General features: G+C 74.5%; 30 protein-coding genes, 1 tRNA gene and 1 other RNA gene. 15 read left to right on the top strand and 17 right to left on the bottom strand.

What is annotated here, in order from left to right:
* Position 1: 1 nt before the first annotated feature.
* The 3 genes from GXB85_RS16705 to GXB85_RS18430 form a co-directional block, all read right to left on the bottom strand.
* Entirely contained in the window at positions 2–478 is a 477-nt protein-coding gene (locus GXB85_RS16705; RefSeq protein ID WP_161918799.1) for a hypothetical protein, read from the bottom strand.
* On the bottom strand, positions 475–1,662 hold the full coding sequence (locus GXB85_RS16700) for a calcium/sodium antiporter (RefSeq protein ID WP_161918798.1): 1,188 nt from the start codon (positions 1,660–1,662) through the stop codon (positions 475–477). The genes GXB85_RS16705 and GXB85_RS16700 overlap by 4 nt, the downstream gene beginning before the upstream one ends.
* A gap of 127 nt (positions 1,663–1,789) precedes the next feature.
* The gene (locus tag GXB85_RS18430; RefSeq protein ID WP_161918797.1) at positions 1,790–2,152 is read right to left on the bottom strand and encodes a RidA family protein; all 363 of its coding nucleotides are present in this window, start codon (positions 2,150–2,152) and stop codon (positions 1,790–1,792) included.
* Here GXB85_RS18430 and GXB85_RS19020 point away from each other — a divergent pair.
* The 3 genes from GXB85_RS19020 to GXB85_RS16680 all read left to right on the top strand — a co-directional run bounded on the left by GXB85_RS19020 (position 2,133) and on the right by GXB85_RS16680 (position 4,654).
* Positions 2,133–2,462, top strand: a complete 330-nt coding sequence (locus tag GXB85_RS19020; protein ID WP_370524305.1) for a TetR-like C-terminal domain-containing protein — start codon at positions 2,133–2,135, stop codon at positions 2,460–2,462. The two genes, GXB85_RS18430 and GXB85_RS19020, sit on opposite strands and share 20 nt — an antisense overlap.
* A 294-nt stretch (positions 2,463–2,756) precedes the next feature.
* Positions 2,757–3,566: an MBL fold metallo-hydrolase gene (locus GXB85_RS16685; protein ID WP_161918795.1), complete on the top strand. Its 810-nt coding sequence runs from the start codon at positions 2,757–2,759 to the stop codon at positions 3,564–3,566.
* A 110-nt stretch (positions 3,567–3,676) separates the two neighbouring features.
* Complete coding sequence (locus GXB85_RS16680) at positions 3,677–4,654, top strand: DUF2332 domain-containing protein (RefSeq protein ID WP_161918794.1); 978 nt, start codon at positions 3,677–3,679, stop codon at positions 4,652–4,654.
* A 40-nt stretch (positions 4,655–4,694) separates the two neighbouring features.
* On the opposite strand, the gene GXB85_RS16675 is transcribed toward GXB85_RS16680, so the two are convergent.
* Entirely contained in the window at positions 4,695–5,084 is a 390-nt protein-coding gene (locus GXB85_RS16675; protein ID WP_161918793.1) for a DUF2510 domain-containing protein, read from the bottom strand.
* An 81-nt stretch (positions 5,085–5,165) separates the two neighbouring features.
* Positions 5,166–6,305, bottom strand: a complete 1,140-nt coding sequence (locus tag GXB85_RS16670) for a hypothetical protein (RefSeq protein WP_161918792.1) — start codon at positions 6,303–6,305, stop codon at positions 5,166–5,168.
* A gap of 108 nt (positions 6,306–6,413) precedes the next feature.
* Here GXB85_RS16670 and GXB85_RS16665 point away from each other — a divergent pair, with 108 nt between their 5' ends.
* The gene (locus GXB85_RS16665) at positions 6,414–6,857 is read left to right on the top strand and encodes a hypothetical protein (RefSeq protein ID WP_161918791.1); all 444 of its coding nucleotides are present in this window, start codon (positions 6,414–6,416) and stop codon (positions 6,855–6,857) included.
* Positions 6,858–6,993: 136 nt separating this feature from the next.
* Here GXB85_RS16665 and GXB85_RS16660 read toward each other — a convergent pair whose 3' ends face one another.
* Positions 6,994–7,866: a helix-turn-helix domain-containing protein gene (locus GXB85_RS16660; RefSeq protein WP_161918790.1), complete on the bottom strand. Its 873-nt coding sequence runs from the start codon at positions 7,864–7,866 to the stop codon at positions 6,994–6,996.
* A 111-nt stretch (positions 7,867–7,977) separates the two neighbouring features.
* Here GXB85_RS16660 and GXB85_RS16655 point away from each other — a divergent pair, with 111 nt between their 5' ends.
* Positions 7,978–8,478 (top strand): glyoxalase/bleomycin resistance/extradiol dioxygenase family protein, encoded by a 501-nt coding sequence (locus GXB85_RS16655; RefSeq protein WP_161918789.1) that lies wholly within the window; start codon positions 7,978–7,980, stop codon positions 8,476–8,478.
* A gap of 97 nt (positions 8,479–8,575) precedes the next feature.
* Here GXB85_RS16655 and GXB85_RS16650 read toward each other — a convergent pair.
* Positions 8,576–8,660: transfer RNA gene (locus GXB85_RS16650), tRNA-Ser, on the bottom strand.
* Between the two features lie 57 nt (positions 8,661–8,717).
* Positions 8,718–9,158 (bottom strand): hypothetical protein, encoded by a 441-nt coding sequence (locus GXB85_RS16645; protein WP_161918788.1) that lies wholly within the window; start codon positions 9,156–9,158, stop codon positions 8,718–8,720.
* Between the two features lie 73 nt (positions 9,159–9,231).
* Between GXB85_RS16645 and GXB85_RS16640 the strand changes: the two genes are divergently transcribed.
* Entirely contained in the window at positions 9,232–9,867 is a 636-nt protein-coding gene (locus tag GXB85_RS16640; protein WP_161918787.1) for a hypothetical protein, read from the top strand.
* A 30-nt stretch (positions 9,868–9,897) separates the two neighbouring features.
* Here GXB85_RS16640 and GXB85_RS16635 read toward each other — a convergent pair whose 3' ends face one another.
* The 5 genes from GXB85_RS16635 to GXB85_RS16615 form a co-directional block, all read right to left on the bottom strand.
* A complete protein-coding gene (locus tag GXB85_RS16635; protein ID WP_161918786.1) occupies positions 9,898–10,062 on the bottom strand; it encodes a heme biosynthesis protein HemY in 165 nt (54 codons plus the stop codon).
* Positions 10,063–10,157: 95 nt separating this feature from the next.
* Complete coding sequence (locus GXB85_RS19015; RefSeq protein ID WP_161918785.1) at positions 10,158–11,051, bottom strand: META domain-containing protein; 894 nt, start codon at positions 11,049–11,051, stop codon at positions 10,158–10,160.
* A 36-nt stretch (positions 11,052–11,087) separates the two neighbouring features.
* On the bottom strand, positions 11,088–11,963 hold the full coding sequence (locus GXB85_RS16625) for a carbohydrate kinase family protein (RefSeq protein ID WP_370524304.1): 876 nt from the start codon (positions 11,961–11,963) through the stop codon (positions 11,088–11,090).
* A 1-nt stretch (position 11,964) separates the two neighbouring features.
* Complete coding sequence (locus GXB85_RS16620; RefSeq protein ID WP_161918784.1) at positions 11,965–12,354, bottom strand: VOC family protein; 390 nt, start codon at positions 12,352–12,354, stop codon at positions 11,965–11,967.
* Positions 12,355–12,356: 2 nt separating this feature from the next.
* The gene (locus GXB85_RS16615) at positions 12,357–12,653 is read right to left on the bottom strand and encodes a metalloregulator ArsR/SmtB family transcription factor (protein ID WP_161918783.1); all 297 of its coding nucleotides are present in this window, start codon (positions 12,651–12,653) and stop codon (positions 12,357–12,359) included.
* Between the two features lie 113 nt (positions 12,654–12,766).
* Between GXB85_RS16615 and GXB85_RS16610 the strand changes: the two genes are divergently transcribed.
* A complete protein-coding gene (locus tag GXB85_RS16610) occupies positions 12,767–12,916 on the top strand; it encodes a hypothetical protein (RefSeq protein WP_161918782.1) in 150 nt (49 codons plus the stop codon).
* A 5-nt stretch (positions 12,917–12,921) separates the two neighbouring features.
* On the opposite strand, the gene GXB85_RS16605 is transcribed toward GXB85_RS16610, so the two are convergent.
* Positions 12,922–13,719, bottom strand: a complete 798-nt coding sequence (locus GXB85_RS16605) for a hypothetical protein (RefSeq protein WP_161918781.1) — start codon at positions 13,717–13,719, stop codon at positions 12,922–12,924.
* Positions 13,716–14,099 (bottom strand): PadR family transcriptional regulator, encoded by a 384-nt coding sequence (locus GXB85_RS16600; RefSeq protein WP_161918780.1) that lies wholly within the window; start codon positions 14,097–14,099, stop codon positions 13,716–13,718. Before GXB85_RS16600 ends, GXB85_RS16605 begins: the two co-directional genes overlap by 4 nt.
* A gap of 512 nt (positions 14,100–14,611) precedes the next feature.
* Here GXB85_RS16600 and GXB85_RS16595 point away from each other — a divergent pair.
* From GXB85_RS16595 to GXB85_RS16575, 5 genes are all read left to right on the top strand, one after another.
* Positions 14,612–15,541, top strand: coding sequence for a MetQ/NlpA family ABC transporter substrate-binding protein (locus GXB85_RS16595; RefSeq protein WP_161918779.1), 930 nt, complete (start codon positions 14,612–14,614; stop codon positions 15,539–15,541).
* Positions 15,542–15,643: 102 nt separating this feature from the next.
* Positions 15,644–16,744 (top strand): methionine ABC transporter ATP-binding protein, encoded by a 1,101-nt coding sequence (locus tag GXB85_RS16590; RefSeq protein WP_161918778.1) that lies wholly within the window; start codon positions 15,644–15,646, stop codon positions 16,742–16,744.
* On the top strand, positions 16,741–17,409 hold the full coding sequence (locus GXB85_RS16585; protein WP_161918777.1) for a methionine ABC transporter permease: 669 nt from the start codon (positions 16,741–16,743) through the stop codon (positions 17,407–17,409). The genes GXB85_RS16590 and GXB85_RS16585 overlap by 4 nt, the downstream gene beginning before the upstream one ends.
* A 54-nt stretch (positions 17,410–17,463) precedes the next feature.
* Positions 17,464–17,560: signal recognition particle sRNA small type (gene ffs / locus GXB85_RS16580), an RNA gene on the top strand.
* A 37-nt stretch (positions 17,561–17,597) separates the two neighbouring features.
* A complete protein-coding gene (locus GXB85_RS16575) occupies positions 17,598–18,242 on the top strand; it encodes a LysE family transporter (RefSeq protein WP_161918776.1) in 645 nt (214 codons plus the stop codon).
* A 3-nt stretch (positions 18,243–18,245) separates the two neighbouring features.
* Here the strand turns inward: GXB85_RS16575 and GXB85_RS16570 are convergent, their stop codons facing one another.
* Positions 18,246–19,085, bottom strand: a complete 840-nt coding sequence (locus GXB85_RS16570; RefSeq protein ID WP_161918775.1) for a MerR family transcriptional regulator — start codon at positions 19,083–19,085, stop codon at positions 18,246–18,248.
* A 180-nt stretch (positions 19,086–19,265) separates the two neighbouring features.
* Here GXB85_RS16570 and GXB85_RS16565 point away from each other — a divergent pair, with 180 nt between their 5' ends.
* Both GXB85_RS16565 and GXB85_RS16560 read left to right on the top strand, forming a co-directional pair.
* Positions 19,266–20,054, top strand: coding sequence for an ABC transporter ATP-binding protein (locus GXB85_RS16565; protein ID WP_161918774.1), 789 nt, complete (start codon positions 19,266–19,268; stop codon positions 20,052–20,054).
* Entirely contained in the window at positions 20,051–21,406 is a 1,356-nt protein-coding gene (locus GXB85_RS16560; RefSeq protein ID WP_161918773.1) for an FtsX-like permease family protein, read from the top strand. The genes GXB85_RS16565 and GXB85_RS16560 overlap by 4 nt, the downstream gene beginning before the upstream one ends.
* A gap of 3 nt (positions 21,407–21,409) precedes the next feature.
* On the opposite strand, the gene GXB85_RS16555 is transcribed toward GXB85_RS16560, so the two are convergent.
* Positions 21,410–21,844 carry a hypothetical protein gene (locus GXB85_RS16555; RefSeq protein WP_161918772.1) on the bottom strand — a complete coding sequence of 145 codons (435 nt, stop codon included), beginning with the start codon at positions 21,842–21,844 and terminating at the stop codon, positions 21,410–21,412.
* Positions 21,845–21,958: 114 nt separating this feature from the next.
* On the opposite strand from GXB85_RS16555, the gene GXB85_RS16550 reads away from it, so the two are divergent.
* The coding region (locus GXB85_RS16550) for a DNA polymerase III subunit gamma and tau (protein WP_161918771.1) at positions 21,959–23,195 on the top strand (1,237 nt) is incomplete at its 3' end.

The following is a 23,195-nucleotide window of genomic DNA, read 5'->3' as shown; positions in this document are numbered from 1 at the left end:
CTCAGCGCACCGGGAAGGCCGCGACCTCTCGTTCCCACTCCTCGACCGCCCGGGCGAGCCCGGCGCAGGTCGTGGTGACGTCGACCGCGTAGGGGTCCAGGACGTCGTCGTCGGGCGCCGGGCTCCAGGGCGGCCGGGCCTCGAGTGCCAGGTGCACCCGCACGGTGACCAGACCCGCCTCGACCGCGGCGAGGCTGAAGGCGAGGTCGGGCTCGACGAACTCGAGCGTTGCGTGCCGGCCTGGGGCCGCCTGACCGCTCGCGACGCGACGCAGCCAACGAGTGAGGTGGGCCGCGTCCCAGGTGGTGAGCGACGGGTCCTCGAAGGACCACGGGACGTGTCCCGGAACGTGCAGCTCGCCGCGGAGCACGAGCCAGTTCGCGTCCCAGTCGTCCGGCTCCGTCGGGGCCAGTTCCGGGAACTCGTAGCGAAGAGGCCGCAAGGTGAAGGTGACGCCGTCGGTCGAGTGGAGCCTCATCGATGCGGCCCGGGGTCGCCGTCGGGGTTCGCGTCGTTCGGGGCGACCGCCTCGGCACGTCGTCCGCGTCGGACGCCCAGCTCGTACGCCGTGACCGCGACCAGCGTGATGGCGAGGAGCGGCAGCACGAACCCGACCATGGCTGTGGTGAAGCCCTGGAGCGCGTCGTGCTCGGCGGCGGCGAGCACCACGTACGTGGTGTACGCGAGGTAGAGGGCGAGGAACAGCCCGCCCTCCCAGCGCCGGATCATGAAGCCGGTGAAGGCGATCGGCAGCAGCGCGACCGCGGCGGCGATCATCAGCGGGATGTCGAGGACCACGGCGGCCCCGGGCACCGGGATCCCGTCGCCGGACAGCAGCGCGGGCAGGCCGAGCACCAGCCCGATGTTGAAGATGTTGCTGCCCACGACGTTGCCCACCGCGAGGTCACGCTCACCGCGGCGCACCGCGACCACCGACGCGGCGAGCTCGGGCAGGGAGGTGCCTACCGCCACGACCGTGAGCCCGACGACGAGCCCTGAGACGCCCAGGCCCGTCGCGATGTTCGAGGCGCCGCTGACCAGCAGCCGCGCGCCGAGGACGAGCAGCCCCACGCCCACGACGACGAGCAGCAGCGAGCGCGGCAGCGACGTCGTCGGGACGTCGTCCGCCGCGTCGTCGTCGGCCGCCAGACCGTCGGCGCCGCGCACGTCCGCCGCCACGGCGACTTCGGCCGAGGCGGGACGCCGCGTGCTGCGTCGGCCGACGACGACCGTCACCGCGGTGTAGCCGACGAGTGCGGCGATGAGGAGCGCGCCGTCAAGCATCCCGACGGCGCCGTCGAGCGACATGACCAGCAGCAGCACGGACAGGCCGAGCATCACGGGCAGGTCGATCCGCACGATCTGGTGCCGCACGGCCAGGGGCAGCACGAGCGCGGAGACGCCGAGGATCAGCAGGACGTTCGCAATGTTGCTGCCGACGACGTTCCCCACGGCCAGGTCAGGCGTGCCGCTCAGCACGGCGTCGACGGTCACGGCGAGCTCGGGTGTCGAGGTCGCGACGGCCACGACGGTCAGCCCGACGACGAGCGGGGACAGCCCGATGCGGCGCGCGAGCGACGAGGCTCCGCGCACGAGCGCCTCCGCGCCCACCACGAGAAGCACGAGGCCGACGACGATCCGGCCCACGTCGAGGAGGTCCACGCGGTGACTCTAGGCGGGGCCCCAGGGCGTCACACCTGCGGGGCGGACCGGTGCCGGCGCGGAGCGTCACGGAGGCACCCTGCGTCGGGAGGGCGCAGGTGTGACCGGGACCTGGTGCGGCCTGCCTTCAGGTCCCGGGCAGCACCGCGATCCCGTCGATCTGGCAGCGGGCACCAGGGTCGACGAAATCGGTGGTGGCGGTCATCCGGGCGGGCCTGACGCCAGGAGGCAGGGCGCGTGCCAGCGCGTCCCGAGCTGCCTCGAAGTCGGCGATGTCGCGGAGGTAGAGGGTGACCTTGGTGAGGTGCTCGAGCCCGGCGCCCGCCTGTGCCAGCGTGGCCGCCAGCCCGTCGACGGCGGCGGCGACCTGCTGGGCGACGTCGTCCTGCTCGTACCCGCCGCCGTGGTGCCCGAGGAAGATCAGGCCTCCCGCCGCGGTCCAGGTCGAGCAGCTGGCGTCGCCGTAGGCGATGGGACCGTTCGTGATCACGTGCGTCTCCTCGGGCGGTGTTTGTCGAGCGTATGGCGCGCGCCGTGATCGCGTGGCCGGTTCGCGTGCCGGGATGCGCCGGCAGCGCCCGGCACGTCGACACGTTCCGGGCGCTGGTGCGCGGGGCGAGGTCGCGCCGGGCCGCGACCTCGACGCGCTGGCACTCGCCGTCCCGGCGATGCTCGTCTACCGGATGGTCTTCCTCAACGAGCCCGTCACGCGCGACCACGTCGCCGCGATCGTCGACGGCGTCGTCCTCCCCGCGGCGGGTGTGGGCCCCGCGGGCGGAGGCGACTCGGGTCGGGCGTAGCCCGGGTTGTTCGCGCGCAGGGCGATCGCCTCGAGGGCGAGCTCGTGCAGGAGGGCGAGGAACTCGTCCTCCTGCTCTTCCTCCACCAGCGTGACGTCGATCCAGTCGACGTCGGCGGTGGCATGCGACCGACTCTGGCGCATGCCATCAGCGTAGCTCCGGCACCTGTCCCCGTGGAGGGTGTGAACCCGCCCCGCTCGACGCGACACGGGCCTGTACACGGCGCTGCTCCGCACCCCAGGCTGGTCCGCGAGCGGGCCCCGCCGGCGAGCCCGCCGAAGAGAGGAGCGAGCCGTGCTGACACACGTGGCGCAGGGCGTGCTGGTCCACCAGAGCGAGCTGCTCCAAAACAACGCCGTCGTCGTTCAGGGACCGGCGGGGGCGCTCGTGGTCGATCCCGGGCTCACGCTCGAGGAGATGCGCTGCCTCGCGGACGACCTGTCCCGGGAAGGTCAGCGCGCCGTCGTCGGCTTCGCGACCCACCCGGACTGGGACCACGTGCTGTGGGCCCCGGAGCTGGGCGACGTGCCGCGGTACGGCACGGCTCCCTGCGCCGAGATCCTCCGGGAGCGGCGCGCGCAGCCCGACTGGGAGGCGCGCGAGGCCGAGGGCCTCCCGCCCGAGATCGCCGACGACGTGCCGCTCGGCCTCTTCGGCCTCGTCGAGGCCCTGCCCGACGGCGCGACGCACGTGCCGTGGGACGGTCCGCGCGTCCGCGTCATCGAGCACCCCGCGCACTCCCCGGGCCATGCCGCGCTGCTGGTCGAGGACGCCGGGGTGCTCGTGGCCGGCGACATGCTCTCCGACCTGTTCATCCCGATGCTCGACGACGCCCGCGGCGACAACGACCCGGTCGCGGACTACCGCGCGGGCCTCGACCGTCTCGAGGAGGTGGCGGGCGAGGTGCGGGTCGTCGTCCCGGGCCACGGGTCCGTCGGTGGGGCGGACGCCCTCCGCGCCCGGATCGAGCTCGACCGCGCCTACCTGGACGCGCTGACCACGGGTCGCATGCCCGACGACCCGCGGCTGGGGCCCGCCGTCGCGCCGGGCTGGGAGTGGGTGGGCTTCATCCACGAGGGTCAGGCGGAACGCTTCGGCTCCTGAGGCCTCCGTGGCGGCCCGGACGGACACGACGCGGGACCACGGCCCCTCGGCACGTCTCACGCAACGTCGCGCCCGCCGTGGCTGTGGCGTCGACGGGCGAGGATGGGCCGATGGATCCGGCGATCTCCCTCGGCACCGCGGGCATCGCGGCGGCGTACCGCGCCTTCGGCGAACGCGAAGCGCGCGGGGTGTCACCCACCTACGAGGCGTGGGCGATCGGCCTCAGCGAGGACCCGGACGTGGTCGACCTACTGGCGACGCTCCCGCGCGGCAAGCGCCAGCCGAACCTCGTCTTCGCCGCGGCCCGGTGGCACGGCGCCGTGGGCTCGTACCGCGAGCTCCGCACCACCCTCCTCGAGCGGTGGACGGACGTGCGGCAGACGATCCTCGCGCGTGCCACGCAGACCAACGAGGCCGCCCGGTGCGCCGCCCTCCTCCCCTTCCTCGCGGAGCTGCCGCAGCCCCTCGCCCTGCTCGAGGTAGGTGCGTCCGCCGGGCTGTGCCTGCTGCCCGACAGGTACTCCTACCGCTACGACGACGGCACGAACCTCGACCCCGACGACGGCGCGTCCGACGTGGTGCTGTCGTGCGCGCTGGGCCCGGGCGTGTCCGCTCCGGCGCGCATGCCCCACGTCGTGTGGCGCGCGGGCATCGACCTGGCGCCCGTGCCCGTGGCCGACGACGACGCACGCGCGTGGCTCGAGATGCTGGTGTGGCCCGAGCACGACGACCGCCGTGCACGCCTGCGGGCCGCCCTCGCCGTGGCGCGTCGCGATCCGCCGCACGTGCTCGCGGGTGACCTGCTCGAGGAGCTGCCGCGCACGGCCGCCGAGGCACCCGACAACGCGACGCTCGTCGTCTTCCACAGCGCCGTCCTCGCGTATCTGGACCCTGCGAACCGGTCGGCCTTCGCGGAGGAGGTCGCAGCGCTGCCCGGCCACTGGCTCAGCAACGAGGGTGCCCGGGTCTTCCCGCAGACCACCCACCTCGTGCAGGACGACGCGGCCCGGAGTTTCGTCGTCATGGTCGACGGCGTTCCGCGCGCCTACGTCGACCCGCACGGCCGTTCGCTGGCGCCCCTCACCTAGGCGGCCGACGGGGCAGCAAGGTGCCCTCGATGTGGCGTCTCTACTGGAGCCGCTCGAAGATCATCGTCGCCTGGATCCGGTCGCCGCCGCCGAGCCCCTTGCTACCTGACGAGGCCGTGGTGATGGTGTGCAGGCGGTAGCCGAGGGCGGCCTGCTTGTTGATGGCGTGCTCCAGCTCGGTCAGGTTCCCGGAGCCGGTGCCCCAGAGCTTCTCCTTCAGGATGACCTGGAGAACGACGTAGCTTGCCCCCTGCATCGCCGGCCGCGGCTGGCCGCCGGACGTCGCCTCGGCCTCGATCCTGGCGATCTGCCCGGCCAGTTCACCCGAGGGCGCCGTGGGTGGCTGGACGGTGTCCGTCCAGTTCTGGCCGTCGAACCACCGCTTGGTGCCGGTCCCGTCGTCGTACCAGCCCGCCTGCGCGTCAGCCATCACAACCTCGCTTCTTCGGGACCCCAATGGGTCGCTGTGACGTCGACCCTGGCACATCGGGCGTGCAGCGGTTCTCGGGCGTCAGGCGCGCATCCGTCCGGGCGTCGCCGGTGGGCGCGGCGCGCCCGAGCCGCCCTTCGAGCTGCCGAGGGCGTGCACATTGACCGCCGCCGCGTCGGGCGCGAGGTCGTCGAGACGGTGGAGCGCGCGCAGGGTCACCGCCGTGGCGAACGGTGAGGGCTCGCGCTTCTGGCCGAACGAGTGGGCCTCGAACCCGCGGAAGGTCGAGCGCGGTGTCACGCGACCGTCGGGGCCCATCGTGTACGCGACCAGGCACGCCGCCAGCTCGGCGAGGGCGCGACGGTCCTCGGCGCGGGCCCTCGGACCTCGCCACAGTGCCGGGTAGCGGCCCAGCACCTCGACCATCTCGAGGGCGCTGTACCAGGTGGGGGGCCACTTGCCGGTCTTGAACCTGCTGCCGTGACCGAACATCTGCGGCTGCTCGGTGCCGCGCACGTCCCACGCGCGCAGCACGGTGCGGGCGACGTCCAGCGGGCCCGACGGCGTGGCGTCGTCGGGCAGGTGCGAGAAGGCGCGCAACGCCTCGAGCGTCACCTGCGGGCACATGTCGCCGCGCCGGCCGGGGCCGCGGAACCCGGTCACGGGATCCGGGCGGCACAGCCACGCCGGCCCCTGGGCGGTGGTGGTGAGGTCCACCGCCATGCGGGCGAGCGCGACCGTGGTCCGCGGGTCGGTGCGGCGGTGTGCGGGTCCGTAGCGCAGCAGCAGCTCCGTCACCGCGTGCGTGTCGCACAGGAGCGCGGACCAGGCCGGTGCCTCGCCGCGCCGTCGGGCGCAGTAGGACTGAAAGCGGCCGTCGTCGTCCTGGTGCTCGAGCATCGCGTCGAGGGCCGCGTCGACGCGGGGGTCGTCCCCGGCGCGCAGGCCGCGGTCGGCCAGGAGCGTGAGCAGGTTCGGCGCGAACCGTGGGTCGTCGTGACCCGAGCGCGGTGCGCCGGAGTCCCATGGGTCCAGCCGGGCGAGGAGGTCGCCGGTGTCCGGGTGCCCGAGCATCTCAGCACGGGTGGCGCGCACCTCGGCGGAGTCGTCGGGCAGGTCCCGCACGGCGGTGAACAGCAGCCACCGGGCGCCCGGGTCGGCCGATGCCGCCACCCAGCCGCCGGGATCGGCCACCATGCCGGCCCACGGCCACTCGGCCATGCCTCCACGGTACGTCTCGCAGGCAGGCTCGGGGGGCCGTCGGCCAGGCGGGTGATGCGCCTACGGAACGTGCGTACGCGGAGTCGGGGGGCCACTAGCGTCGGCTGCATGCGGCTTGCCCGGTGCGTGACACTCGCTCTCGTCGCGGCCGCGCTGCTCAGCGCTTGCGGCGACACGGCCGGTACGGAGCCCGCGGAGGGCGCCACGCTCGAGGACTACTGCGACGCCGTCCACGACGCCTGGAACTTCGCGGCCGCAGCGACGTCCGACGGCGGCGTGCGGGTCACGTGGGACTCGCAGCCGACGGGGGAGCCCGTCGACTTCGTCGTGTACCGCCGTGTCGAGGGCACCGAGGAGTGGGAGCGCCGTGCCGACGTCACCATCGACGACGGGGACCCCATGGCCTACGTGGACCGCGGCCCCGTGGACCTGGACGGCAGGCCTCTCGAGTACACGGTCACGCGCGTGATGGCCGAGTGCGGCGGGGAGAGCGAGCTCTGCGTCGAGCTGCCGTGCGACCCTCCCGCGACCGTCGCGCCGCGCAAGGACTGACCGCGGTCGCAGCACGACGAAGGGCCCGCAACCCACATCTGTGCAGGTCACGGGCCCTTCTAGCGGCGGAGGACGGAGGATTCGAGCCCGCGAGGGCTGCACCTCACGGCCGGATGCCCGTCCGCCGAGCCGGATGTCACACGGCCGGTCCAGGCGTCGGACGCGCCGACCGCGACCGGTATGCCGTCGGTGTCATCCCCAGCACGTCCCGGAAGTCCCGCGTCAGGTGCGCGTGGTCGGCGTAGCCGAGGTCCGCGGCGACGTCGGCCAGGACCGCGCCCGGCTCGAGCCGCACACGCTCCGCGGCCTCCTGGAGCCGCCGTCGGCGGATCATCGCGAGCGGGGAGAGACCCACGTACCGACGTGCGAGACGTTGCGCGGTGCGCACCGAGACGCCGACGGCGGCCGCAGCGTCCTCGACGCGCAGCACGGCCGAGTCGCTGCTGACGACGTCCGCGAGTGCGTTGGCGGTGAGCGCTTCCGCGTCAGGCTCGGGCACGCGGTCTCCGAGCCATGCGACGACGGCGGCGACGGCGCGTTCGTGCCGGTCGTCCTCGCCGCGCATCGCGGTGCCGACCGCCTCGGCGAGGTCGGGGGCGTCCACCACGCGCTCGCCGTCGACGAGCGCGCCCGGGTCGGCGAGCAGCGCGGGCACGGCCGCCGGGCGGAGCAGCGCCCCCACCGCCCACCCGCGGCCCGCGAGGTCCCGGTGCGACGCGCGCGTCGACGGACCGCTCACGGTCACGGTGCCGCCCTCGACCACGAGGTTGCTCGCCGGGAAGGCGATGAGGTGCTGGCGGGAGGACCTCCCGTCGGGCAGGTCCCACTCGGGGATCCAGAACCACGCCACGAGGTCGGCGACCACCGCGGGGGCGGGGAGGCGCGTGAAGCGTGGCAGGCGCGTGGGGTAGAGGACCCCGCGTCCGTCGAGTCCGTCTGTGGCGTGGGCATCGCCGGTGGCACGGGCACCGCCGGTGGCGGGGGTGCCGTCGTCGGGCCGGGAGCGCATGGCGCCAGTGTGGCTGTCGCCGATGTTCAAGCGCACCCCGCCGACGCGGACCTAGCGTCGAGGGCGACCTGCGGCGCGACGCACGCGCCGCCCGACACCGAGGAGCCGACCATGAGCGCGACCACGACCGGCGTGACCGGGCAGCACACCACCGACGGCCGCCCGCACGGCGTCACGAGCCTCACCCCGTTCATCGCGGTGCCGCGCGCCGCGGAGGCCGTCGAGTTCTACCGCGACGTCTTGGGCGCGCGCGTCGTCGACGTGACGGAGATGGGCGGCGTCGTCGTGCACGCGGAGCTCGACCTCGGCCACGGGCGCCTCCAGCTCGGCGAGCCCACCCCGGACTTCGGGCTGGTCCCGCCCCCCGCCGACGGCGCCTGCTACTCGCTCGGCCTGTACTGCACCGACGTGGACGCGCTGACGGCGCGCGCCGAGGCGGCCGGCGCGAGCGTGCGCGAGGCGCCGACGACGTTCGTCTCCGGCGACCGGTTCGCGAGCGTCGTCGATCCCTTCGGAGTGCGCTGGTCCCTCATGACCCGTGTCGAGGACCTGTCCGAAGAGGAGAGCACCCGGCGCGTGCGCGAGTGGGCCGCCGCGCAGTCCGCCCAGTAGGCGCTGTCGTCGACGGCCGGTTGACCACGCGCGTCAGGCCGCCGACGACGAAGGGCCCGCCACCCACATCTCTGCAGGTCACGGGCCCTTCGGGCGGCGGAGGATGGGGGATTCGAACCCCCGAGGGCTTGCACCCAACACGCTTTCCAAGCGTGCGCCATAGGCCACTAGGCGAATCCTCCAGGCCGGTCGAGGATACCCGAGGTCGCCCGTGCGGCCGAACCCGCCTTCGCTGCGGGTCAGGGCGCAGCGGTCCCGGGGGCGAACACCTCCGGCGCCATCGCCCCGGCCAGCACGATCGTGCCCAGCAGCATGGTCACCACCAGCATGATCGCGCCGAGCACGCCAAGGAACACCGGCCAGAACATGCGCGCGTGCGGGCGCACCACCACGTCGGACGGGTCGTCGGCCGCCACCCACACCCAGCCCTGGAACTCGGGGGTCGCCCCGAGGCCGCGGCGGATCGCGGACATGACCGTGGTGCGCCGCGGGGCGCCGTCGGGCCCGGGGAACTCGACCGTCAGCAGGTAGCCGGGCGGCATGAAGGTCTTCGAGAGCAGGCGCGCGGGGAGCTGGATGCGCCGGGTGCGCTTCTCGCGGCGCGCGAGGGCGACGGCGCCCGCGATGCTCGCGAGCGACACCAGACCGGCGACCACGGCGCCGACAGCCAGACCTCCCACGGTCCCTCCCTCGATCGGGCCCGACGCTAGACGAGCCCGCGGCCCGGCGCCGGAGGTGTCTAGGGTGCGGGCCATGAGCGACCCCTTCACGCGGCTCTTCCACGCCTACGGCCCGGCCACGGACACGCCCGCTCACCTGCGCGCGTTGACCGGCGAGGACGACGACGCCCGTGCGGCGGCGGTCCGTCACCTGTGGTCGGCCGTGCTGCACCAGGGCACACCCTGGATGGTGACGCCGGTCGTGGTCGTCGAGGTGGTGGAGGCTCTGCGACACCCGGGCGTCGCGGACCCCGAGCTGCAGGTCGCACTCCTGGAGTTCCTGGCGGAGGTCGCCACCGAGGGCACGGTGCCGACGGAGGGCCGCGCCGAGCTCGAGGGCTGGCTCGCGGCGGTCCCCGACGTCGAGGACCGCCTCGTCGCGCTCTCCGCCGAGGGGCGGGACGACGAGATCTACGAGGACCCTGACGCGACCGGCGCGCTGCTCGCGCAGGCAGCCCTGGGGTGCCGCGACGCGCTGCGGCTCGTGCTGCCGAGCCTCGCGGCCTTCAGTGCGGCGACGGGGGAGCGGGCGGATGACGCCGTGCGAGCGGCCCTCGATCGGACGCTGCGTGCGGTGCACGAGGTGCTCACGCGCGACCACGCGCTCGACGTCGACCGCGCGGTCGCCGCCCTGCACCCCGTCGTGGGGAGTGCCCCGACCGCCTGCTGAGCGGGCCGCAGCCGCGAGGCCTCGGAAGCGTCAGCCGCCGATGTGGCGCAGCGTGTAGTCCCACTCGGTGTCGCGCACCACGTAGGGCTCGGGGGCGTCGCTCGCCGCCTGCTCCGCGATGGTGTCCTCGAGTCGCACGGGCTCGGGCAGGGTGCGGAAGTCGACGTCGGGCCGGTCCACGGGTGCCTCGCTCATCGCGTCCTCCGCTCGGTGGTGCCGGCCTCGTCGGGCCTCGGTCGGTCACGTCCAGGCTGCCTCATCCGGCACGTCCGCGGGAAGGGCCGCGCGGGTCAGGCGCGCACCAGGCGGCCCAGCTCGGCGCCGTCCGCGTCGAGGAGCACGAGCAGCTCACCGTCGAACGCCGCGCGCCCGGCCGTGCCGAGCCAGCCCGGCACCTGCGCCCCGTCGCAGCCGATCATGGTGCTCAGGCCGGACGTCGCGAGGAATCGGCCGCCGTCCCCCGCCGCCCAAGCGCCGCTCGCGCCGTTGCACCCGTCCGAGCCTGTGTAGGTGCCGTCGTCCGCGAGCTCGACGTGGGCGTCGGTGTGCATCGCCCCCACCGGGACCCACCGGCCGATCAGCTGGTCACGTGTCGCCGGTGTCAGGCCGTCGGGCACGGGGGCGGGCTCACGGAGCCGGTCCCTGACCTCGTCGTCGACCTCGGGCGGTGCGGCGTAGAAGTCGGCCGCGTTCGCGATCGGGTCCGGGGCGCCGTCGACGACGAGCGTCGCGACAGGTTCACCCGAGGCGTCGCGTAGCTCCCAGCCGCCGTCGTTGATCGGTGCGACCTCGCGCACGGACTCGAGCCACGGGACCGCGGGGATGTCGCCGCCGCAGTCGGACACCGCGGCGAAGGGGGTGGAGGCGACGAACAGCCGGTCCGACGACGCCGACCACCCACCCTCGACGAATCCGCAGTCCCGCCACAGCGGGTAGCTGCCACCCGCGAGCCGCAGCCACGTCTCGGGCGCCTCGCCCTCGGCGTCGCGCACGCGCCACAGCCCGACCAGGGTCTCCGGTGCGATCGCCGTCGGGTCGATCGACTCGATGCCGATGGGCGCCTGCGGTCGCCCGCCTTCGAGCGGCGTCGCACATCCGCTGAGCGCGACGACCGCCGCGATCGAGACCGCCCACGCACGCCGTCGGGCACCCATGACGACCACCTCCCACCTGGGACGTGTCACGACCCACCTCGCCCTTGCAGCCGGCGCGGTGCGGGTTCAGGCGGGCAGGAGGGGGTCCAGGAGGTCGCAGAGGTGCGGGGTCCGCACGGCACGCGCGCCCTGCTCGGCGCCTGCGCGCAGGGCGGCCTCGAGCGGGGCGCCCGCGAGCGTCGCGTCGAGGACGCCCGCGACGAACCCGTCGCCCGCACCGTTCGTGTCGACGACGGCGTCCACGGGCTCGGCCGCTACGCGGTGCTCGCGCCCGTCCGGCCCGACGGCGATCGCACCGTCCGCGCCGAGCGTGCAGACCGCCGTCCGCCCGCGGGGACCGCCGGCCACGGACCGCAGGAACTCCCACGGATCCGCGAGCCGGTCGCGGCTCACGACCATCCACGACGCCGCCTCGAGGAACGGCCGGTGGAACGCGGACGCGCCGTCGTAGTCGTGCAGGTCCGTCCACACGGGGACCCCGGTCGCGACGACGTCGTCGATCACGTCCGCGGCCCGCGGGGACAGGTCGAGCACCACCGCCCGCGCCTGCGCGGCGGCGGCGAGCACGGGACCGCGCCACTGCGCACCGCCGTCGGGCACGGTGCTCAGGTAGATCGAGACGCGGCCGCCGTCCGGCGCCATGAGGTTGAGGTGCTGCTCGCTCGGCCCGTCGACGGTCTCGAGCAGCAGCGGTACGCCGGCCTCGCGCAGCGCGTCGACCACCGAGTGTGCGGCGTCGTCGGTCCCGACCGCGGTCGCGAGAACCGTGGACCGGCCGCGCTGGGTGAGGTGCAGCGCCTTGCCCGCGGACGTGCCGCCGAGCGTCCACCGGTGCCCGGTGGCGAGCTGCATGTGCGGCGTGGGTTCGGGCAGGTGGTCCACCGCGACCAGGTGGTTCCAGGACGCGGGCCCGACGACGACGACCTCGTGCGCGGCGGCCACGTCAGGCGGGGGACGCGATCTGGATGAGGTTCCCGCACGTGTCGTCGAGCACGGCGGTGGTGAACGGGCCCATGGTCAGCGGCTCCTGCGTGAAGCGGACGCCGAGCGCGCTCAGGCGCGCGTGCTCGGCGTTCACGTCGTCGACCACGAATGCCGCCGCGGGGATGCCGTCCGCGACCAGTGCGGCCTTGTACGGCCCGACGGCGGGGTGGTCGCTCGGCTCGAGCAGCAGCTCCGTGCCCTCGGGCTCGTCGGCGCCCACGACGGTGAGCCACCGGTGCTCGCCCAGAGGCATGTCGTGCTTCGTCACGAAGCCGAGCACCTCGGTGTAGAAGCGCTGGGCCGCGGCCTGGTCGTCGACGAACACGCTGGTCAGGTGGATGCGAGGCATGGTCACTCCGGAGGGTCGGGGGAGCCGCCCGGCGGGCTGGGCCAGCGGCGGGCGATCTCGGCAAGTGGGGCGGTGTCGAGGTGGTGGAACGTGTAGCGGCCCTCGCGCCGCCGGTGGACGAGCCCTGCGGCCTCGAGGACGTCGAGGTGCTGGGAGATCGCCTGCCGGGACGAGCTCAGGCCGTGCACGGTGACCAGGCGCGTGACGAGCTCGAAGAGGGTCTGACCGTCGCGCTCGGTCAGCTCGTCGAGGATCGCCCGCCGCGTCGGGTCGGCGAGGGCCTTGTAGGCGTCGGCCACACCCGTCACGTTAGGCAAGCACACACTTGCATGTCAACGATCTCGATCCCTTGCCTCTGCGACCGTCGTCCGGGAAGACTGCGAGCGTCAGGACGCGCGCTGCGGGAGGTCGCATGCTGCTGGACTTCGTCCCGCCGGACACGACGGGCCTACGCCCCCTCGCTGACGCCGTCGGCGTCGTGGCGCTCGCCCTCCTCGGGGGCGTCACGGCCGCGGTCATGGCGTTCGTCGTGGGCGTCCGACGACGCGGGCGGGAGCGGTAGCTGCCTCACGCCAGCAGGCGGGCCAGGCCTGCGAAGACGAGGGCCATTGCGGGCGCGAGCAGCACGGGGACGTAGCGCAGCACCGTGCCCAGGCGCCGGGCTCGGCCCGCGCGCTCGTCCTCGAACGGCGCGCGTACCGGGTCGTCGGGCAGCTGCTCCGTATGCGCGCGGCGCAGCAGGTCGACGGTCGCGCCGAGCAGCAGCACCGCGCCGACGGCGAGCGTGGGCCCGGGGGAGACGTGCGCCAGCACGCCGTCGAGCACGAGCAGCAGGGCGACCAGCAGGCCCAGGTGGGCCATGGTCGCGAGCCACGCGACGACGGGGCGGCGGACCACGAGGCGCAGCGCGGCGTCCGAGCGCTGCGACAGCGCGAGCACGGTGAGCCCGGCGAGCACGGGCACCACGGCGAGGCCCCACGTGAGCGCGATCGGCTCGCCGTCGACCACCGCCGTGGCGCCCACGGTCGTGACGAGCAGCCCGACCGCCTGGGCGGTCCACGCCGCCGTCGCCCCCGGGCTGAGGGGCGGGCCCGACGGCGGCTCGGTGGGCAGCTCGAGCGCGCGGGCGTAGGCGACGGGCTCACCGAACGCCTCGGCGGCCCCCTCGCCGCTCTCGACGCAGTGCGACTCGACCTCGGCCAGGGCGTCGCCGATCGCGTCGCCGGGCACGTCGCGCAGCCGCAGCTCGAGCACGAACGCCTCGGCCCAGGCCTCGTCGACGTGCGGCGCGAGCCTGCGCTCGATCTCGTACCGCCACGCGCCGCGCCTGCGGCGGGTCGGGGACGTGGGTGCATTCTCGCTCATGCGGGTGCTCCGTTCGTGGGGCTCACGCCGTCGCCGACGGCGGCCGTGGGGTCCGGGTGGACGAGGGCTGTGGTGAGGTGCGCGAACCGCGCCCAGCGCGCGGCCTGTGCGTCGAGGTGCGCGTGCCCGGCGGGGGTCAGCGCGTAGTACTTGCGCCCCGGGCCGCCCTCGCCCGCGCGCCACTCGACCTCGACCCAACCGGCCTGCTCGAACCGCGTGAGCAACGGGTAGAGCGTGCCGCCCTTGGGCGTGCCGAGCCCTGCGGCGGCCAGGCGTGCGCCGATCGCGTACCCGTACGTCGGGCCCTCGGCGAGCACGCGCAGCACGCACACGCCGAGCACGCCGCGCAGCCAGTCGCCCGGCCAGCCCTCGTCGTCCATGGGCTAGACAGTACGTCTACCTAGTCAGGTTGTCTATCTAGCGATCCCGACCATGCCGTGCGGCCGCGCGGACGCTGCCCGTTCGGCCCAGTAGGGCTCTGTGGCCTGCGTCACCTCACGCGCAGGGAGGCGGCGTCGGCGTCTCGCGATGCGAGACGAGGAGCGCATCGAGGCCAGGTCCCAGGCGCGTCGGGTGCACCATCGGTCCCATGACTCGCCCCAGCACCCGGACCCAGCACGTCGTCGCGGCACCTGCCCGCGCGATGATGTGCGGCCGAATGCTGCGGCGGGTGGCCGTCCCAGCCTGAGCCCCGCCGGCGCGTCCCACGCGCCCCGCTCCTGACGGCCCCCGGCACTCAGCCTGCCGGTACCCCGCCTCCCCTCGCCTCGCACACGTGCGCCCGGCCACAGCGACCCGCTCGTGGCCACCTGCCCACGTCCGTGCGTCCGCGCGTCGCTGAGCCGCGCACCCTCACCACCAGCGCCACGAGCGCACGATCGAAGGAACCACCATGTCCCGCACCATCCGCACCGCCGTCCGCCCCGCCACCCTGCTGCGCACCGCTGCCGCCGTCGGCGCCCTGTCCCTGCTCGCCGCGTGCGCGTCCGACGCCTCCACCACGGAGGAGGCCGGCGGCGGCGCGACCACCGAGACCGAGGCGCAGACCGTCACGATCGGCGTGGTCGGTGCGTCCGAGGACCACTGGCGCCTGTTCGAGGAGAAGGCCGAGGACGCCGGCTACGACGTCGAGATCGTCGACTTCACCGAGTACAGCCAGCCGAACCCCGCGCTCAGCCAGGGGCAGCTCGACCTCAACCAGTTCCAGCACATCCTCTACCTCGCGCAGTACAACGTGGAGGCGGGCGAGGACCTGGTGCCCGTGGGCGCCACCGCGATCTACCCGCTGGGCCTGTACTCGAAGCAGCACACCGACGTGGACCAGATCCCCGACGGCGGCGAGGTCGCGGTCCCCAACGACCCGACCAACCTCGCGCGCGCCCTGCTCGTGCTCCAGGACGCCGGCCTCATCGCCCTGCGCGACGGCGGCTCGGCGTTCTCGACCGAGGCCGACGTGATCGCCGAGGAGTCGCGCGTGACCGTCACCCCCGTCGACGCGCAGCAGACCGCGCTCGCGCTCGACTCGGTGGACGCCTCGATCATCAACAACGACTTCCTCGAGGACGCCGGCATCGACCCGGAGAGCGCGCTGTACGAGGACGACGCCGAGGCCGAGGGCGCCCGCCCGTACATCAACGTCTGGGCGGCCCGCGCCGACGACGCCGAGAACGAGACCTACCTGGCGCTCATCGACATCTACGAGGACGAGGAGATCCAGGACGCGCTGCTCGAGGCGTCCGGCGGCACCGCGGTGCTCGCCGACCAGAGCCCCGACGAGCTGCTCGCGTACCTCGCGCAGGTCGAGGCCGACGCCCAGCGCTGACCCCTCGCGCCCGACGGCGTCCTGCCCCGGCCGGGGTGGTCCACCTCCCCGGCCGGAGGGCGCCGTCGGGCCCGCCTCCTCCCCGCCCCGAGACGAGGAACCATGAGCACAGCCCCCATCGTGAGCTTCCGCGACACGGTCAAGGTGTTCCCCGGCGACGGCCGGCGCACCGCCGAGGTACGGGCCGTCGACGGCGTGACCCTCGACGTGCACGCAGGCGAGGTGTTCGGCGTGATCGGCTGGTCCGGCGCCGGCAAGTCGACCCTCGTGCGCCTGGTCAACGCGCTCGAGCCCGCGACGTCCGGCCAGGTGGTCGTGGACGGCCAGGACGTCACGACCCTCGGCGAGGCCCAGCTGCGCCGCCTGCGGGCCGGCATCGGCATGATCTTCCAGCAGTTCAACCTGCTCTCCTCGCGCACCGTCGCGGGCAACGTCGCCTACCCGCTCGCCGTCGCCGGGTGGCCACGGGCCGAGCGCCGTGCGCGCGTGGCCGAGCTGCTCGACTTCGTGGGGCTGGCCGACAAGGCGCGCCAGTACCCCGCGCAGCTCTCGGGCGGGCAGAAGCAGCGCGTCGGCATCGCCCGCGCGCTCGCGACCAACCCGCGCCTGCTGCTCGCCGACGAGGCGACGTCGGCCCTCGACGCAGAGACCACCCAGGGCGTGCTCGACCTGCTGCGCCGCGTCAACCGCGAGCTCGGCATCACCGTCGTGGTGATCACGCACGAGATGGACGTCGTGAAGTACCTGTGCGACCGCGTCGCGGTGATGGCCGACGGCAAGGTCGTGGAGCACGGCGACGTCTACGACGTGCTCGCGCGCCCCGAGCACCCGGTGACGCGCCGGCTCGTGGGCACCGCGCTGCGCGACCGGCCGAGCCCCGCGGCCCTCGAGCGGCTGCGTCGCCGGCACCCCGGCCGCATCGTGACCGTCGCGGTGCGTGAGGACGGCACGTCGTCGCACGACCTCACGCGCGCCCTGCGCGAGCACCCCGTGGACGGGACCATCGTCTACGGCGGCATCACCGAGATCGCCGAGCGCCCGTACGGGTCGCTCACGCTCGAGCTCGACGGCGAGCCCGCGCACGTCGAGGCGTTCCTCGCCGACCTCGCGCGCAGCACCACCGTGCTCGACCTGGGCACAGCCGCGGACCCTCTCGCCGACCCGGACGCCGTCGGCCCGCGCGCCACCGGAGGTGCCGCATGAACCGCGAGACCGACTGGGAGTACCTGCTGCCGCTGCTGGGCCGCGCCGTCGGCGAGACCGTGCAGATGGTCGGCATCAGCCTGGCCCTCGCGGCCGTGCTGGGCCTCGTCATGGGCGTGGCGGTGTACGTCACGCGGCGCGGCGGGGTGCTCGCCAACCGCGCGGTGTTCGCGGTGCTCAACGTGCTGATCAACACGGTGCGCCCCATCCCGTTCATCATCTTCGTGGTCGCGATGGGCCCCGTGGTGATGCTGGTCGTGGGCCGGACCATCGGCACCGAGGCCGCGATCCTGCCGATGGCGATCATGGCCTCGGTCGCGTTCGCGCGGCTCGTCGAGCAGGCGCTCGTAGCGCTCGACCCGGGCGTGGTCGAGGCCGCGCGTGCCATGGGGGCCTCCCGGTGGCGCGTGATCTGGTCGGTGCTGATCCCCGAGACGCTCGGCCCGCTCGTCCTGGCGTTCACGTTCCTCACGGTCGCGGTGATCGACATGTCCGCCGTCGTCGGCATGATCGGCGCGGGCGGTCTGGGCGACTTCGCGATCCGGCACGGCTACCAGCGCTTCAACTGGGAGGTCGTGTGGGTCGCGGTCGCGCTCATCGTCGTGCTGGTGCAGGTGGTGCAGCTGCTGGGCAACATGCTCGCGCGGCGTGCCCTGCGGCGCTGACGCCGTGACGGCGACGGTGGTTCGAGACCGTCGGGCGCCTGCGTTAGGCTTGTCGACGACCCCTCGTGCGGCGTCATCTCGCTGAACTCCCCCAGGGCCGGAAGGCAGCAAGGGCAGGCGGGCTCTGACGGGTGTGCGGGGGGTCCTCGCATGTCCGGGCGCGGGTACGGGCCGCCACACTGGGGCGCGTGAGCGATGCGTCCTGGCTGCCGGTCCTGGGGCTCGGTGCCGCCGTCGGGCTCGGGGTGGCGATGCCGCTCGGTGCGATCGGCGTGCTGCTGCTGCAGACCGGGATGACGCGCGGCTGGCGCACCGCGGCGGCGGGCGGCCTGGGTGCCGCGACCGTGGACCTCGCGTTCGCGGTGGTCGCGGTCCTCGCAGGCACCACCGTCACGCGCCTGCTCGACGGCCACGAGACCACGGTCCGGCTGGTCGGCGCGCTCGTGCTCGCCGCCGTCGCCGTGCACGGGCTGCTCACCACGCTGCGCAGGCGACCGGCGCGTCCCCGGGCCGACGACGGCGCCGCGACGGTCGCCGCCCGCGGACCCCTCGCCTCGTTCGGCCGGTTCGTCGCCCTCACCGCGGTGAACCCGTTGACCGTCGTCTACTTCACCGTCGTTGCGGCGGGGCTCGCCGACCGGCTCGGCACGCCTGCCCGCCAGGTCGCGTTCGTCGTCGGCATCGGCGCCGCGTCGGCCGCCTGGCAGCTCGCGCTGGCCGGCGCGGGTGCCCTCGTGGGCGCCCGCGTGGGCGAGCGTGTGCGCCTCACGCTCGCCCTCGCCGGCTACCTGGTGGTCGGGGCGCTCGCCGTCGTGCTCGCGACCCGCCCCTGACACTCACGCCGGCGCGATCGGGACGTGCACCTCGGTGACCCACTGCGCGGGGTCGGGGTTCTCCATGGGTCCCACGACGTAGCGGTTGAACATCGGCCCCGCGAACTGCAGGCCGTGCTCGGGCACCCAGCGACCGACGGCCTCCATCACCTCGGACATCCCCTCGTACGGGCCGTGCAGGGTCCCGACGGCGACGCGCTGCTCGGGCAGCTCACGACACTTGACCTCGCCGGCCGGCTCGAATGGTGCGGCGACGTCGAGCCGCACCTCGACCTCCGGGTTCTCCTCGACGTACTCGTCGTCGCAGAACTCGGCCACGGCCCAGCCGTCGGGTGCGGGCGCGACTCCGGCGGCGCCCATGCCGGCCATGAGCCGCTCCCACAGACGGCCCTCGTCGGCGTAGGTGGGGATGGTGTCGCGCAGCGCGGCGACGGTGCGCGGTGCGAGCGTGCGCTCGGTGATCTCGACGGACATGACGGGTCCCTCCAACTCTGCGATGAGCTTCTCCACCTCCCGGACGCGGGTGGCGGCGGCCTGGGCCTCGTCGGCCAGCCGCGTGCGCTGACGCCCGAGGACGTCCCGCAGCGCGGCGGGGTGGTCCAGGAGCGGCAGGCACGTGGCGATCTCGCCGACACCCAGCCCGAGGTCGCGCAGCCGCAGCACCCAGCGCGCCGTCAGGAGCAGGCCGGGGGCGTAGGAGCGGTACCCGGACCACGCGTCGACGTGCGTCGGTCGCAGCACGCCGTGCTCGTCGTAGTAGCGGAGCATCCGGACGCTGATCTGCGACAGGCGCGAGAACTCGCCGATCGAGAGCAACCGTTCACCCGTGAGAGGCATGCCCATAGGCCACACCCTGCCACCGTGTCAGGCTCAAGGGTGCCGTTTCCGGGGCGCCGTCCTGCGCCGCGGTACCCGCGTACGACCGGGGTCGGACGGCGGCTCCGACTGCAGGTGCACGGCACGGGTGCGCGTCGCGACCGACGGGCGACGCGCCCGCCCCGGCGGCGCGACGACGCTGGGGCCATGCACACGACAGGCACCCCCGGCGCCGCTCCCGGCGCCGCCGCCCCGACCCGTACCTCCGACGGACTGCGCGCTCGCGGCCTCGTGCACCGCTTCGGCTCGACGACGGCGCTCGCGGGCGTCGACCTCGACCTCGCCCCCGGGCGGTCGCTCGCCGTCATGGGCCCGTCGGGCTCGGGCAAGTCGACGCTGCTCCACTGCCTCGCGGGCATCCTCGTGCCCGACGACGGCTCGGTGACCTTGCGCGGGCGCGAGGTCGCGCGGCTCGACGAGCGCGAGCGCTCGCTGCTGCGCAGGCGGCACTACGGCTTCGTCTTCCAGTTCGGTCAGCTGCTGCCCGAGCTTCCCGCGGTCGAGAACGTCGCCCTGCCGGCGATGCTCAACGGCGCGCCGCGTGCCCGGGCGACCGAGCACGCACGGCAGTGGCTCGTGCGCCTCGGTCTCGCCGGGATGGAGGAGCGCCGCCCGGGCGAGCTCTCGGGCGGCCAGGCCCAGCGGGTCGCCGTCGCACGCGCGCTCATCACGGGGCCCGACGTGGTCTTCGCGGACGAGCCGACCGGGGCGCTCGACCAGGCCACCGGTGCCAACGTGATGCGGATCCTCACCGAGACCACACGCGCCGCGGGCGCGTCGCTCGTGGTCGTCACGCACGACAAGGGCGTCGCGGACTGGTGCGAGGAACGCATCGAGGTCCGCGACGGGCTCGTCGTCGGGCACCACGTGCGCGAGAGCTGGGACGGCGCGGCCGCGCGCGCGGACCTCTCGGCCGGTCACGGCGGCCTGCGGTGAGGGCCGTCCTCGCGCTCGCGCCGCGGCTGCGCACGGCCGGCGGTTCGGACACCCGGCTCACCACCGGGCTCGCGGTCCTCGCCTTCGCGGTCACCACGGCGCTCACGCTCAGCGTGGTGGGCGGGCTGCGCGGGTTCATGGCCCGCGCAGCGAACCCCACGAGCCAGTACGAGGTCGACTACGCCGAGCCCTACGTGTGGCTCGCCTGGATCGCCGTCGTGCTGCTGCTGGTGCCGCTCGTGACGCTGGGTGGCGCCGCGGCAAGGCTGGGGGTCGCGCGCCGGGACGCGCGGCTCGCGACGCTGCGGCTGCTGGGGGTGACGCCGCGCGAGGTGGTCGTGCTCACCGTCGTGGAGACGGCGGCGCAGGGGCTCGCCGGCGCGGTGGCGGGGATGGTGCTCTACGGCGTGCTGCTGCCCGTGTGGTCGCTCGTGCCGTTCATGGGTTCGCACCTGACCGTCGGTGAGATGTGGGTGGGAGCACCGGGCCTGCTCGTGGCCGCGGTCGCGGTGCCGTTGCTCGCCGCGGTGTCGGGTGCCGTGTCGTTGCGTCGCGTGGTCGTGTCGCCGCTGGGCGTTGCGCGGCGGCAGACGCCGCGTCGCCTCGGGTGGGTGCGCCTGCTGGTCGCCGTCGTCGGCGTGGGGCTGTTCATGGTGGTGAGCGTCGCGGGCGGAGGGCTCGGGGCCGCGGTGATCGGTGTGCTGATCGCGTGCCTCGGGATCGCCTTCGCGACCCTGAACGCCGTCGGGCCGTGGGTGCTCGGCCTCTACGCACGCCTGCTGCTGTGGCGGGCGCGCACCCCGGCGCGCCTGCTCGCGGCGCGCAGGCTGCTCGACGACCCACGTGCGGCCTGGCGCGTGGTGGGCGGCCTGGGGCTCGCGGGCTTCGTCGCGGGCTGCCTCGCGGTGCTGCCGGCCCTGACCATGGAGGCGGGGTCGAGCGCCGAGGACCGGCTGATGGTCGACGACCTGACGACCGGCGCGATGCTCACGCTGGTCATCGCCTTCGTGCTCGCCGCGGTCTCGGCGGGCGTGGCGCAGGCGTCGGCGGTGCTCGACCGGAGGCGCGAGTACGCGCTCCAGCACCTCGCGGGAGTGCCCGCCGAGCTGTTCCACGAGGTGCGGCGGCGTGAGGTGCTCGGGCCCCTGCTGCTGGTGGGCGTGGGCTCGGCGGCCGTCGCCGTCGTGATGCTGTCGCCGCTCCTCGGGTTCGCGGGGGTCACCAACCCGCGGGGCCTGCTGCTGCTTGGCGGCTGCCTCGTGGGTGGCGTGCTGCTCGTGCTCGCGGCCGTCGAGTCGACGCGCCCGCTGCTGCGTCAGGTCCTCGCGTCACGGGACGTCCGCCCCGACTGACCGTCACCTCGGCGACCGGCCGTCCGTCCAGGTGCCCACGGTGACGCCCACACCGGTGGTGCGGAGCCGCTCGACGGTGCGGGCAACCACGCGCGTGCTGCGATCGCGCGGGCTGCCGAGCGCCCAGGTCGGGTGGTCGATCCGGACGGTGCAGCCTGCGGTGGTCGGGCTCACCGTCCCCGCGACCACCGTGCGGGCGGGCGGCGCGAGGGACAGGAGGTCCGCCCAGCTCGTCCGGCAGCCCTCGACCCGTCGCGGGTCGGTGGTCGGCCGCGGACGGAAGCCCTCGGCCGCCAGCGCGGCGCGCAGCGCGTCGAGCGCCACGGGCGGCAGACAGGTCGCGGTCAGCTCGATCGCGGGTTCCGGGACCGACCGGGGGAGTGGCGGCACGTCCTGCACGGGGCCTCCAGCGACCGGCCGGTTCAGGGTCGGCGTCACGCTAGCAGCGCGCAGGACGGCCGGCCGGCCGGCTCGTGGGCCCCCCGCCGCACCGGTCGGGTCCTCCGGGAAGCGGCCACGCGACGTGTGGGCGGGGGCGTCTACGCTCGGACGGTGACCACAGCCCTGTACCGCCGTTACCGGCCCGAGTCGTTCGCCGAGGTCATCGGTCAGGAGCACGTCACCGAGCCGCTCATGCAGGCGCTGCGCTCCGACAAGGTCACGCACGCCTACCTGTTCTCGGGCCCGCGCGGGTGCGGCAAGACGACGTCCGCCCGGATCCTCGCGCGGTGCCTCAACTGCGCGGAGGGGCCCACGGACACGCCGTGCGGCACGTGCGCCTCGTGCCGTGAGCTCGCACGTGACGGTGCGGGCAGCCTCGACGTGGTCGAGATCGACGCGGCGAGCCACGGTGGTGTGGACGACGCGCGTGACCTGCGTGAGCGTGCGACGTTCGCCCCGGCGAGGGACCGCTTCAAGATCTTCATCCTCGACGAGGCCCACATGGTCACCTCCCAGGGGTTCAACGCGCTCCTCAAGATCGTCGAGGAGCCGCCGCCGCACGTGAAGTTCGTCTTCGCGACCACCGAGCCCGACAAGGTCATCGGGACCATCCGCTCGCGCACGCACCACTACCCCTTCCGTCTGGTGGCGCCCGACACGCTGCTGCCCTACCTCGAGCAGCTGTGCGCCGCCGAGGGCGTGGGCGTGGGCGCCGGCGTGCTCCCGCTCGTGGTGCGCGCAGGTGGCGGCTCGGTACGTGACTCGTTGTCGGTGCTCGACCAGCTGGTCGCCGGGGCGGACGAGGGCGGCCTCGACTACGAGCGCGCCGTCGCGCTGCTCGGCTACACCCACGCGGCCCTGCTCGACGACGTGGTGGACGCCGTCGCTGCGCGCGACGGGGCGAGCGCGTTCCGGGTGGTCGAGCGCGTGGTCGCCTCGGGCCACGAACCGCGGCGCTTCGTCGAGGACCTGCTCGAGCGCCTCCGGGACCTCATCGTGATCGCGGCGTCCGGCGAAGCCGCGCAGGCCGTGCTCCGTGACCTGCCGAGCGACCAGCTCGAGCGCATGCGCGGCCAGGCGGGCGCGCTCGGGGCCGCGGAGCTCTCACGCTCGGCGGACCTGGTGAACGAGGCCCTCACGGAGATGACGGGAGCGACGTCGCCGCGTCTGCACCTCGAGCTCCTGGTCGCGCGGCTCCTGCTTCCCGGAGCTGACGACGGCGCGCGTGGGTTGGGTGCGCGCGTGGACCGGGTCGAGCGCCAGCTCGCGGGCGGCGTCGTCCCCGCCCCCGCGACGGGCACGGGCCGCGCCGCCGCTGGTGGTGCACCGTCGGCAGCGGTGCCCGCGG

The organism is Cellulomonas sp. APG4 (assembly GCF_009996735.1).
In the GTDB taxonomy this organism is placed as follows: Bacteria; Actinomycetota; Actinomycetes; order Actinomycetales; family Cellulomonadaceae; genus Actinotalea.
Note: the sequence above shows the minus strand (reverse complement) of the source record. Positions and strands in the feature narration are given on the sequence as shown.